Source organism: Bradyrhizobium icense (assembly GCF_001693385.1).
Lineage (GTDB): Bacteria > Pseudomonadota > Alphaproteobacteria > Rhizobiales > Xanthobacteraceae > Bradyrhizobium > Bradyrhizobium icense.
Genome location: NZ_CP016428.1, coordinates 651,317 through 662,616 on the forward strand (window position 1 = coordinate 651,317; position 11,300 = coordinate 662,616).

Genomic DNA, 11,300 nt, shown 5'->3' on the forward strand with positions numbered 1-11,300 from the left:
GGCTTCATGATATCGAAGCCGGACGACCTTCCATCGGACCTCGTGAGTGCCCTGGCTGCGCTGCAGGCCGAGCGTGAGGCGCGGCTGCAAGCCGAGGCGGTAGCTGCCAGTGCGCGGGCGGAGCTGTCGGCCAACGAGGCGCTGATCGCGCACCTCGAGCTGCGGATCGAGAAGCTCAAGCGCGAACTGTACGGGCAGCGCTCCGAGCGCACGGCGCGGCTGATCGAGCAATTGGAATTGGAGCTCGAAGAACTCGTCACCACGGCGAGCGAGGATGAGCTTGCCGCACGTACCGCCGCGGCGAAAACCCAGGCGGTGCGCGCCTTCACACGCAAGCGGCCGGTGCGCAAGCCGTGGCCGGACGACATCGAACGCGAGCGCGTCGTCATCGAGGCCCCGACGAGCTGTGCATGCTGCGGCGGATCGCGCCTGGCGAAGCTGGGCGAGGATGTGACCGAGACGCTGGAGGAGATCCCGCGCCGGTTCAAGCTGATCGAGACGGTGCGGGAAAAGTTCACCTGCCGCGATTGCGAGAAGATCAGCCAGCCGCCGGCACCGTTCCATGCCACGCCGCGCGGCTTCATCGGTCCGCAATTGCTGGCGACGATCCTGTTCGACAAGTTCGGCATGCATATCCCGCTCAACCGCCAGAGCGTGCGCTTTAAGGCTGAGATGATCGATTTGCCGCTATCGACGCTGGCCGACCAGGTCGGCCACGGGACCTTCGCCGTCATGCCGCTGTTCCAACTGATCGAGCGGCATGTGCTGTCGGCCGAGCGCCTTCATGGCGACGACACCACCATCCGCATCCTGGCCAAGGGCAAGTGCACGACCGGGCGAATCTGGACCTATGTGCGGGATGACCGGCCCTACGGTGGGCCTGCGCCGGCGGCGGCGGTCTATTACGCCTCGAGCGACCGACGAGGTGAGCATCCGCAGAAGCATCTGGCCGCCTTCACCGGCATCCTGCAAGCCGACTGCTACAATGGCTTCGAGCCGCTGTTCGACCCGCAGAAGAAGGTGTTGCCGATCACGCCGGCATTCTGCTTCGCCCATGCGCGGCGGGGCTTCTTCGAGCTGGCCGATATCGAGAAAACCGCCCGGGACGGACAGAAAGGCAAACCGGTCTCCCCGATCGCGCTGGAGGCGGTCAGGCGTCTGGACGCCCTGTTCGAGATCGAGCGCGCCATCAATGGCCGCAGTGCCGACGAGCGGCGTGCCGTGCGCCAGGAGAGAAGCAAGCCGCTGCTCGACGACATGCACGCCTGGCTGCTCCGCGAGCGAGAAACCCTATCGCGCTCCTCCGAGGTCCTGAAGCCTATGAATTACATGCTCAGGCGCTGGGACGACTTCGCCCGCTTCCTCGACGATGGCAGGATCTGCCTCAGCAACAACGCCGCCGAAAGAGCGTTGCGCGGCATCGCCTTGGGAAGGCGCAACTGGACCTTCGCCGGCAGTCTGCGTGGCGCTGACCGCGCCGCCATCATGCTGACGATGATCACGACCTGTCGCCTGAACGACGTCGATCCCAAAGCCTGGCTCGCCGACATCCTCGCCCGTATCGCCGATCTTCCCGCATCGCGTCTGCACGAGCTGCTGCCCTGGGAATGGAAGCTCCTGCGCCAAGCCGACAACCCCACCGATCAGCAAGCCGCCTGACCTTCACGCATCGCCATCATAGAACTCGCCGTGCCCGCGCGCATGCGTCAATCAGGCGGTCTTCTTCGTATGCGTACAAAAATCGCGGCCATCATCGACGAGCTGCGCAGTCAAAAGATCGGCCTCGTTCTCGCTCACCAAAAACTCCGAGGGCAGATAGAAGACACCAACGTCATTAGCTCGCTTGAGAACTGTGCGATTAAAATGGTCAACGTAGGAATGGGAGAGGTGGATTACTTCAGCAAGCTTCTCGACATTCCGGTGGATCGGATGAAAAACCTACCACGAGGGCACTTCGCCACCGACATTCGGTGGGAAGGCACCTCTATAATGTCAGTACCCAAAGCAAAGCTTCCATTTCGGATGATGACTGCCGATGAGGAGCGTGCTCTGCAGTTACGAATGAAGAAACTTTACGGAGTTGAAACGCGGAAAGCCGATCAGAAGGAGGAGGTGCCATCCCCGCGCTTGCTCCCCGATAAGACGGACAAAGCTCCCGAAGAGGGTTTACGCCGCGTTTCTCTTTATACGCTTCCTGTAAACACTGATCGGCCCGTTATCTCACAGCCTGAAGAACCCGAAACCGACCCGAGTAAGCCCAGCAAGTGGAAGCGATAAATTTTTTTTTCAACGCCGCCGCTGCTCCACCGTGCCACATAGCGTCACATAGCTGCTCTAGCTCCGTTATAGCTGCCGCCTAGCATTGTCGCTAGGTGCCTCTAGCTATCGCGGATGAACTCTCGATGGACCAATCATCCAATTAAACGTGACGGCCAGGTCGTATCCATACGGCCGCATGTCGCTGGCGATCTCGAAATCCTCAAGTGTCTAGGACGCTATCCCGTTCTCACGCCCCAGGACATCTCTGCGCTCACCCAGCGCTCATATGGCGCGGTAATCGCCCGCACTAATCTCCTCAAGCGCAAACCTAACGAACTGATCCAGGTCCATCGGTCGCAGCTTGAGCGCCCGCGCATGTATCAGTGTTCTCCGCAAGCGCTTCACCTCACAAATAGAGGCATAGCCAAACTAAAAGAGATCGGCTTCGAGATTGCCCGCCGCGAGCCGTCGATCCACTTTCTTCACCAATTGACCGAAAGCCAGACTGCTGCCTCATTTGAGATTGGCGCGCGCGAGCGACTGATCCCCTTCAGTGAGATCGTGAACAGCCCGAGCGCTCCCAAGACCTTTTCGGAGAGCGAGGATCACTCTATCCCGGTAGCGTTCTCTTACAAGGGCAAGGATTACAACTTCAAACTCTCGCCCGATGGGCGGCCGTTCGGCGTTGCGTATCCAGATGACACCTATCGATTCTGTGTCTTTGAAACGGACTGTGCTTCAGAACCACTGGTATCGAGCAATCGGGACCGCCAAGCCATTGAAACGAAGCTGGCAGCTTACCTGGCAGTTCTGGAGAACAGGCTATATGAGGCGCACCTTGGTCTGCCGAACCTGACCATTTTATTCACATCAACGACCAAGACGCGCGTCGAGAACATGATCGCGCTCTTGGCATCGATGTCCACGCGTTACCTCAATTCCTTCGCGTTTCAAACCTTTCCAACAATCGTAGGCGACGCCCCGCAGCCTACTGATCGCGGCTGGGCCATCACCAAGCCGTGGCTTCAAAGCGGTGGCAAAACCTTGCACCTAGGAGAAGTGAATGGAAAGGCTTGAGCAGCTAAGGCAACTCCTCAAACAGAAGGAGGATGTCGACCGGCAATTGGCGGCCATCCGGCAGCAGATCAGAGAGGAAAGCGGCCTGCTTAAGAAGCCTCGCAAATCGAGGAAACCCGGCAATGGCTGAATACTGGTGTTCAAACTGCAAACAATCATCGGTCCACTACACATTCTTCTTCACTCCAAAATGCGAGAACTGCGCAGAGGAACTAGAGGAAGAACGATCCCCCGAACCGTATATCGTCGATTTCAAAGAGATCGACATTGGTCCAGTCGAGGGCGAGTGCGATGAGGAAGACAACCATGAGGAGGGGCAAAGTGAGGACGCTGAAGGAGAAGGAGGAGAGGAATGAACAACCTGAGCCGGGAGCGATCCCGGCTCTACTTTTTGCAGCGGACATTTCGCGCCCTGAAAGTCTCCACGACGCTAGACGAGAAGAGCAAAGGACGCAGGAAAACTCCGGCTCTTGCTTTTTGCCCTGCCGGAGTGAGGAGCATTGAGGAAGTCCGCGGGAAGTCGAGGTTTTCAACATCGTCAGCGCCGCGCTTGACAAGAGGATTTATACACACCACTCGCACAATAAGGTCTCTTGGACCTGCTACCATAAGGCTCATGCTGCAGAACACGGACGACCGAAATCGAACCAGCTGGCGACGCATCTTGGCACTCTGTTGGATAATCCTTTCGATTCCGTCTGTATTGATCAGTATTCTTGGCGTCGGCATGATCCAATCATTTTCAATCGATACGATCATCTTTTTGGCTCTTCCTCTATTCTTCGTAATTGGAGCGGTAGCCGGACTTAAGAGGCCGTTCTCGTCCTGGCTCGTACTGCTGCCTGTTCTCGGCGTGCTCCTCCTGCCTTTGTTTTCGCATTTTTGAAAGCAATTGAGTTGGGACTTATTTCTGCTTAGATGCCAAAGATAGAGCCCCCCGAGTTACTATCAAAGTGCAAGCGTTCCACACCATACAATATGGCGAAAGGATCATCGCTTCCGCGAAGATAAAGAGCAGTCTCCTCGCCGTTAACTATCCAGCTCCAGGCTCCTTGTGACCCAGACGAGTCAAGCGCATGGGTGCCCGAGCGCCCACGTAAGTGAAGCGTGTCAGTACCTAGGCCCCCATCAATTATGAAAGCTTCAGCACCAGTGCCAGTGTGGCCGATGCTTGCGAATTGGAAATTGTCATCGCCCGGCCCCGCGAAGACAAATTGATCGGTCCGAACAAGTCGTACAAAGTCGTTGGACTCTGTGCCCGGAGCAACCTGAAAATCTGTTATCTGATCGCTCCCAAAATCGCCGGTTTGGATCGCGTTTCCTTCGGGCGTGCCGCCAAAGACATCGCTATCGACTGCACGGTGCACCAAGTCGATCGTATGATCCACATAGCGCGACATCGAGTGGGCAGAAAGATCCGTCCGTGGAGAATGAGTGAAGATGTCGTTTGGAGAATGAACGAAAATATCAGTGCCGCTTCGCGGACCGATGAAGCCGTGGCCGTCGTTCTCATTTGCAAAGGGATCGCCAATATCCACGAAATTGACCTGTCGCGCGTCAGTTGGCTGAGAGAGATTGGAACCAATACTGCCCCACGTATAGCCCCTCAGCATATCCGTGGTTATGCCCGCCATGGGAAAACCCAGTGCGATTTGCACCATCGATCCCCCAAGACTATGTCCGCTGAACAGTATTTGCTCTATCCCATTCTCGTTCGCGTAGTCGGCAATGGCCGATAAAAGGGGATTGAAGGAGCCAAAGTAGGCATCTTCCGCGTGCCCAATGTCGTGCAGGAGATCTGCAACAGTGTCAGTACCCCTAAAAGCAATAACGAGCGTGCTCGTTCCGTTTATATTTCCCGAGAGAACCAAGGCACTTGCGTCCCCTGCGAGCAACGACAGCCCGAGAAGCGATGCGGTGTAAACACCGTCGTTCAGCGAATACTCGGCAGTGTTCGTAAGATCCAGTTCTTCAGCTGTAAGACCATGCCAATTTCGATCTTCAAAATGCGCCGCGCTCGGATCATAAACATCAAGCGCCAGTTGTGCCATCTCAGCGACGAGATTCTCAGCCGTCAGGTTTACAACCGGCAGCTGGTTCTCAATGACAGCGAACACCTGCGCCTTGACGGCAGCGCCATTCGTATCCCCCGTGGCGCCGCCGAGGCCGTGGCTGAAATCCATCCATGTCACCACGAAGCCGCCGTTCGACAGGGTCGTGATCTGCGGACCTCCCTGATCATTGGCCGTCGCCGTGTTGACCAGGATCTCAGTCCCGAGCGGGTTGCCGTCAGCCGTGAATACCTGCGCTCTGATGGCCGCGCCGCTGGCATCGCCTGTGGCACCGCCCAGGCCCGTAAAATCCTCCCAGGTCACCACGAAGCCGCCGTTCGAGAGACTCGTGATCCGCTGATGGATCTGATCGGGCGAGATCGCCGTGTTGACCAGGATCTCGCTGCCGACGGGGGCCCCGGTGGCCGTGAACACCTGCACCTTGACGGCAGTGCTGCTCGGATTGCCCGTGGAGCCGCCGACCCACGTCACCACGAAGCCGCCGTTCGACAGGCTCGTGACCACATTAGAGGAGCTTCCAGTCGCTACCAGGATCTCACTCCCTATCGGGGTGCCGTCAGCCGTGAACACCTGCGCTTTGCCGGCAACGCCGCTCGCATCCCCCGTGTCTGTCCACGTCACCACGAAGCCGCCGCTCGACAGACTCGTGATCTCCGAATCGGACTGAAGACCGGCCGTGGCCGTGTTAACCAGGATCTCGCTGCCGACGGGGCCCCCGGTGGCCGTGAACACCTGCGCCTTGACCGCAGTTTCGCTCCCATCGAAGCCGCCCCAGGTCACCACGAAGCCGCCGTTCGACAACGGCGTGATCCGCGGTTGGTCCTGGTGACCTAACGTCTCACTGTTCACCAGGATTTCAGTGCCGAGCGGGTTGCCGTCGGCCGTGAATATCTGCGCCTTGATGGCACCACCACTCGCATCGCCTGTGGCACCGCCCTGGCCCATGCTAAAATCCCCCCACGTCACCACGAAGCCGCCGTTCGACAGACTCGTGATCTGCTGATGGTTCTGTTCGTGGAGGGTGGCCGTGTTGACCAGTATCTCGCTGCCGACGGGGACCCCAGTGGCCGTGAACACCTGCGCCTTGACGGCTATGCTGCTCGTATCACCCGTGGCGCCGCCGATGCCCTGACTAAAGTCCTCCCACGTCACCACGAAGCCGCCGTTCGAGAGCGCCGTGATGCGCGGATTTTGCTGATCGTTCACCGTCGCACTGTTCACTAGGATTTCAGTGCCGAGCGGGCTACCGTCAGCCGCGAACACCTGCGCCTTGATGGCACCACCGCTTGCATCACCTGTGGCACCGCCCACGCCCCAGCTGAAATCCATCCATGTCACCACGAAGCCGCCGTTCGACAGGGTCGTGATCTGCGGACCTCCCTGATCATTGGCCGTCGCCGTGTTGACCAGGATCTCAGTGCCGACGAATTGGATCGACATGACAATCTCCTATGAGCCCAAAGTCTGGATAAGGAGGACACGTGAACATACGGGGTCGTCCAGTATGCGGCCGACTACTATCCCGTGGGACCATTCTGAATCACTTGAAGATCAGTGACGTTGCTAATAATGATTGGAGTCGTGGTCATACGTTCGCCCTAACGTGATGTGTCGTGCCCCGGGCTCCTTGCCAAGGTTCATACATCGAGGTGTGCTCGCTTCTTCGGCTTGGCCGCTCTCAAATCAATCGCAACGCGCAACGACAATCATTGTGACGCGTACGATCTCACCGCCCTTAGGAGCAGCTAGGCTAACGAATATCCAACTTTGAATTTGAGCCGCCGAGCTCGCGCCTAAAGGCGCCGTCTCTGCGGTGCCTGCCGATGGCATCGACGCTGCCAGTTGTAGAAGCGGCGAGTTCGGTATGTCGCCGCTTTGTGAGCAGCTGTCAGGCGCCCAACTGGCACCCTGTCCCATTCTGACGTTCTTTCCTTCCCGGATGCAAGAAAGAGCGCCATCCGTAATTCTACGGGCGAGCGTCGATTGACCGAAAGAACATCCAGGCTAAAGCAGCTGCATCAAAAATGCCCATGCGCGCATCCTCGCTCATCCAGGGCTTCCGCGCAGGCGGCAGGTAAAGGCTCAAAGCCGGAATGTGCTTTGCAATCGTTTCGGCGATGGCGTGTTTGGTCATGGTGTGAACTCCTCGAAGCACTCAATGATCTGTGCACGCGAATAGGTGCGGACGAGCATGCCACGCTGACTAGCGAGCTCAGCTGCGTCACGGTTAAGCTCTCGGATGCGAGTTGCGCGATGAGTGCCGGTCGCCGACATGTCTTGGAGAACCAGCACGTCAGGCGTGTGCAACGCCAAAAGCGATTCAATGCGATCCAAGCAACGAGCATTTTTGTCTGCACCGCGCGCATCGTAAACTCCCCAATCGACCGGAGAGAGCCAGCTCTCAAAGAGCACGAATGCGAAACCGCGCGATTGGAAATGAATAGCGAAGACGCGGTCGCGCCGTTTTCGGTAGATCATGAGCGATTCGTGTGCTTCCTTTGTTCTGCGCGCGCAATTGCGGCCTCGAACAGTTCGATTTTCTTCCTGGTCTTCCTCGATGGATCGCCTTGTATCTTTTCGTACATCTCCCAGAGGCGCGTCATCACATCGGCCTCAATGCTGGCCGAAATATCAGGGAACAGCTCCGCTGCGGGAGCGCCAAATAAAACGAAGCAGGCGATCACCAACCTGAGTGTCGGTGGACGTTGCTTTTGTTCGATCCGTGAGACGACTTCGGCACGCTTCCATCCGAGCAGGTGCGCGAGCTCCCCTTGTGAGAGACCCCACCGCAGGCGGTATGAACGTAAATAGTTTAAGGGTTTTCTTGTCTTCATGGTCTGTGTTTGCCAACCGCCAAATGTTGGAAAACACGCGCCATGATGCGCGAGGTGCGTCGAGGTCGGGAGGGGTGGAGATTTGCCAAATTGGCAAAGAGGTGGATTGCCCCAGACCAGCCAGCCGCGGGAGCGTGCGAAGCTGTGCCGGGCTCAAAGATGGGGATGAGGGGACGTGGGGAGGTCCCCCCTCGGGTCAGGGCTGCCTGCAGTAAGAGGTAGTGGTTTGCTTGTGATGTGTATGGGTGTGGGCAAGGGCTGTTCGGCGACAGTCCCCACATCCCCACGTCCCCATTATACCTCCGGCGGCGCGCTCGCTATTGCGTTCACTCCGTAGCGTGTGCACAGCAGCTCGATCTTCGATCGATCGCCGATGGGTACGACATACACCCCATGGCTCTTATATGTTCTAACATTGAGGCGCTTTCGCAAAATGCTGCCAATCCAGCGGTTGGTGATGGGCCTTTCATACTCGAAGCCGTATCGTTCGATAAATATCGCCACGATGTCGGACACCGGAACGACTGGCCTGTCTGCACCAGTGATGAGTTCAGCGAGGATCTCCAGCACCTGGGCCTCCACCAGCAAGCCCCGGTCAGCAACCAGACTGAGCTGTGCCTCCAGCGCCATGGATCGTAACTCGGTGCGTAGATGTTGATCGGAAACGACGCTGAGGAGCGGTAACAAGATCTGGTTGAGCCTCGGTTCGAGCTGTGGATCGACCAGGGTTTCATCGAGCTTCACTTCCATCCTTCGGTGAAATCGATACAGCAGTAGCTTATTGCGAAGCTCGCGGGCTTCGTCTTTGAATCTTTCCGGGAGATTTATGGGGATGTCGGGGCGCAGCTGTCGTGAGCCCATCTCTTCGGTTATGAACCGGCTTTCCAACCCTTTATCGTCGTAGCTGCCGCGTGTAGCTACTATCTTGGGGCCAAATACGTGAAAGGCCTGCGGATTGAACTCGCGCTGGTTATTCATCAGTGTGCGTAGCACTGGTAGGCCTCGGACGTTGCCGTTGTTCAAAATTTTCACAATTTCGGCTTTCTCGTCGCTGAAGCGGAAATCTGCTTCATCGAAGACAAGCGTGCCACCAAAGGCGTTCAGTGTGTGGAAGATCGGTGATACCGTTGAAGCTCCACTCGCGAAAAAGCCCCTGTAGCAGAGCGAGCCGATTGTCAGAAGCGCGCGGGTCTTGCCGCTTCCATAATCGCCCCGCAAGCGCAGATACGGCAATTCATTGAAGGCATCATAGAGCCACGTCAGTAGGACATAGTACGTGGCCACTTTCTCGAACGATGGAGTGAAGTCGACGTAGCGGTGAATGAACTGCTGAATATCAGCGACGAGTTTTTCCTCGCTTCCATAAATTGATGGTTCGGATGGAAGCATTACAACTTCATTCTTGATGAGGTTGTTATTTGGAGAGAATGGCACGAGTCGCGCATCGGAGCCGAGGTCGATGCCATCCTGCAGCGTCCAGCGTCCAGCGCTATAAATCGCGAAGACAGTTCGCCGATCCTTAGGACGAAATGCCATCTCCACAATCGTGCCGTCTTCAAGGACTGCGGATGCGGTTGGTATAATCTGCCTCTTTTTCTGCTCGGTGTCGGTTTCCACGAGACAAATCTATCTGGCCTCAGGACATTCTGCAGAAGGGCGATAGCGCCTATACCGGCATGCACCCGCCAGAGCCGCAAGCAGCGCGATGGCCGGAGCATAGCCGAAGTGCTAAAAGGACAGTCGCTAAAGCACGCAGGAGAACCAATCATGGGATCGATCACGGCGATTGCCAACGCTTTCTTTGCCGCTTGCGAGACTGGAAAGGGCTGGGAAGGCTGTAAGACTTACTGTGCTCCAAATGCCACTTTTGCCGCTCAGGCCGAACCGCTTGCCGATATCAAGGCTCTCTCGGAATACGCGGATTGGATGAAGGGGCTAATGACTATTATGCCGGACGGCCGCTACGAGGTGAAATCCTTCGCCACCGATACTGAACGAAACAATGTCGCGGCCTATGCTGTTTTTTCGGGTACTCATACTGGTCCCGGCGGTCCGTGTGAGCCGACCGGTAAGAAGACGACTTCGGACTACGTCTACGTGATGCAATTCACTGGCGACAAGATCAGTCACATGACCAAGATATGGAATTCTGGTGTGGCACTAAAGCAGCTGGGATGGATTTGAGCGGCAACGAGCGTTCCTGTGGCCGCTTGCTGCGAGTATCAGTAGTAGATTACTTAGCGCCTCGGCCCAATTGCGACGCCGGGCCGATCACAGTTGATCCGACGGCCCAGACGCGAGGACTCGGGCGGTTGATGCAAGCTGTGCTCGACCGGCGCAGTTCACGGCAAATTTTACGCCACAGGAGGGCGACGGTGCCGAGGACGATCACTTTCATGCTCTCTGGGCTCGTTGCTGCGTTGGCGGCGTCGGATGCGGGAGCCGAATGGTACGGACCGGATTACCGGCAATGCGCGGAGATGCCGACCGCTCAGCTTGTCGCCTGCGTAAAAAAGCGTGCCGGCCACTGGGATCGGGAGCTGAACCGGGGTCTATCAGCAACTGATGGCTGGCCTGGCCCCGCAGCAGCGGGAACGTCTTCGGGCCGCCCAGCGGCTGTGGATTCAGTATCGCGATGCGAACTGCGGATTCTCCGCTGCAGGCGAAGGCTCCATCGCGGGCGTCGAGGCCGCCGAATGCCTCAGGGTCATGACGCAGCTCCGCTATAACGAGCTGGACAGTACGGCGAATCCGGAAAAGCCGCGGAACTGAGAGGGCGTGCTTTGCGCGCGAGAAGTGCCCTGCCGCATCGTTGCTTGTGCCCGCGGGTGCGGCCAAGGTGGACAATGACTGCAGCCTCGCCGGTATTCTGAACCGGCGGCAAGGAGGCACGCCTCCCGACTATTTCCCTTTGCGCAATGAAGACGGGCCGCTGCTGATGGCCGGCCGCACGTGCTGATCCTCAGCGGAAGCGATGCAGCATCTAAGTCCCCAACCCGCGCACCACAATTTATGGTCGGCAATCGTGTTTCAGGTGACCTCCCGGGCAGGAGCCACT

Annotated in this window: 12 protein-coding genes; 7 read left to right on the forward strand and 5 right to left on the reverse strand. The window is 57.7% G+C overall.

The window, feature by feature from the left end; all coding sequences use genetic code 11:
- Window positions 1-6: 6 nt before the first annotated feature.
- The 5 genes from tnpC (at window position 7) to LMTR13_RS40235 (ending at window position 3,692) form a co-directional block, all read left to right on the forward strand.
- Window positions 7-1,659, forward strand: coding sequence for an IS66 family transposase (gene tnpC, locus LMTR13_RS03180; RefSeq protein WP_065726634.1), 1,653 nt, complete (start codon window positions 7-9; stop codon window positions 1,657-1,659).
- 69 nt (window positions 1,660-1,728) lie between these two features.
- Window positions 1,729-2,277: a hypothetical protein gene (locus tag LMTR13_RS03185; protein ID WP_065726635.1), complete on the forward strand. Its 549-nt coding sequence runs from the start codon at window positions 1,729-1,731 to the stop codon at window positions 2,275-2,277.
- 114 nt (window positions 2,278-2,391) lie between these two features.
- Complete coding sequence (locus LMTR13_RS03190; protein ID WP_065726636.1) at window positions 2,392-3,336, forward strand: hypothetical protein; 945 nt, start codon at window positions 2,392-2,394, stop codon at window positions 3,334-3,336.
- Window positions 3,323-3,466, forward strand: a complete 144-nt coding sequence (locus LMTR13_RS40230) for a hypothetical protein (RefSeq protein ID WP_156795404.1) — start codon at window positions 3,323-3,325, stop codon at window positions 3,464-3,466. Before LMTR13_RS03190 ends, LMTR13_RS40230 begins: the two co-directional genes overlap by 14 nt.
- Window positions 3,459-3,692, forward strand: coding sequence for a hypothetical protein (locus LMTR13_RS40235; RefSeq protein WP_156795405.1), 234 nt, complete (start codon window positions 3,459-3,461; stop codon window positions 3,690-3,692). Before LMTR13_RS40230 ends, LMTR13_RS40235 begins: the two co-directional genes overlap by 8 nt.
- A 558-nt stretch (window positions 3,693-4,250) precedes the next feature.
- Here LMTR13_RS40235 and LMTR13_RS03200 read toward each other — a convergent pair.
- The 5 genes from LMTR13_RS03200 to LMTR13_RS03215 form a co-directional block, all read right to left on the reverse strand.
- The gene (locus LMTR13_RS03200) at window positions 4,251-6,848 is read right to left on the reverse strand and encodes an alpha/beta hydrolase family protein (protein WP_065726638.1); all 2,598 of its coding nucleotides are present in this window, start codon (window positions 6,846-6,848) and stop codon (window positions 4,251-4,253) included.
- A 526-nt stretch (window positions 6,849-7,374) separates the two neighbouring features.
- Window positions 7,375-7,542, reverse strand: coding sequence for a hypothetical protein (locus LMTR13_RS40240; RefSeq protein ID WP_156795406.1), 168 nt, complete (start codon window positions 7,540-7,542; stop codon window positions 7,375-7,377).
- A complete protein-coding gene (locus tag LMTR13_RS03205; protein WP_065726639.1) occupies window positions 7,539-7,886 on the reverse strand; it encodes a hypothetical protein in 348 nt (115 codons plus the stop codon). Before LMTR13_RS03205 ends, LMTR13_RS40240 begins: the two co-directional genes overlap by 4 nt.
- On the reverse strand, window positions 7,883-8,242 hold the full coding sequence (locus LMTR13_RS03210) for a helix-turn-helix transcriptional regulator (RefSeq protein WP_065726640.1): 360 nt from the start codon (window positions 8,240-8,242) through the stop codon (window positions 7,883-7,885). Before LMTR13_RS03210 ends, LMTR13_RS03205 begins: the two co-directional genes overlap by 4 nt.
- 294 nt (window positions 8,243-8,536) lie before the next feature.
- A complete protein-coding gene (locus LMTR13_RS03215; RefSeq protein WP_065726641.1) occupies window positions 8,537-9,859 on the reverse strand; it encodes a hypothetical protein in 1,323 nt (440 codons plus the stop codon).
- A 150-nt stretch (window positions 9,860-10,009) separates the two neighbouring features.
- Between LMTR13_RS03215 and LMTR13_RS03220 the strand changes: the two genes are divergently transcribed.
- Both LMTR13_RS03220 and LMTR13_RS03225 read left to right on the forward strand, forming a co-directional pair.
- Window positions 10,010-10,426: an ester cyclase gene (locus LMTR13_RS03220; RefSeq protein WP_065726642.1), complete on the forward strand. Its 417-nt coding sequence runs from the start codon at window positions 10,010-10,012 to the stop codon at window positions 10,424-10,426.
- 381 nt (window positions 10,427-10,807) lie between these two features.
- A complete protein-coding gene (locus LMTR13_RS03225; protein WP_065726643.1) occupies window positions 10,808-11,014 on the forward strand; it encodes a lysozyme inhibitor LprI family protein in 207 nt (68 codons plus the stop codon).
- Window positions 11,015-11,300 lie beyond the last annotated feature (286 nt).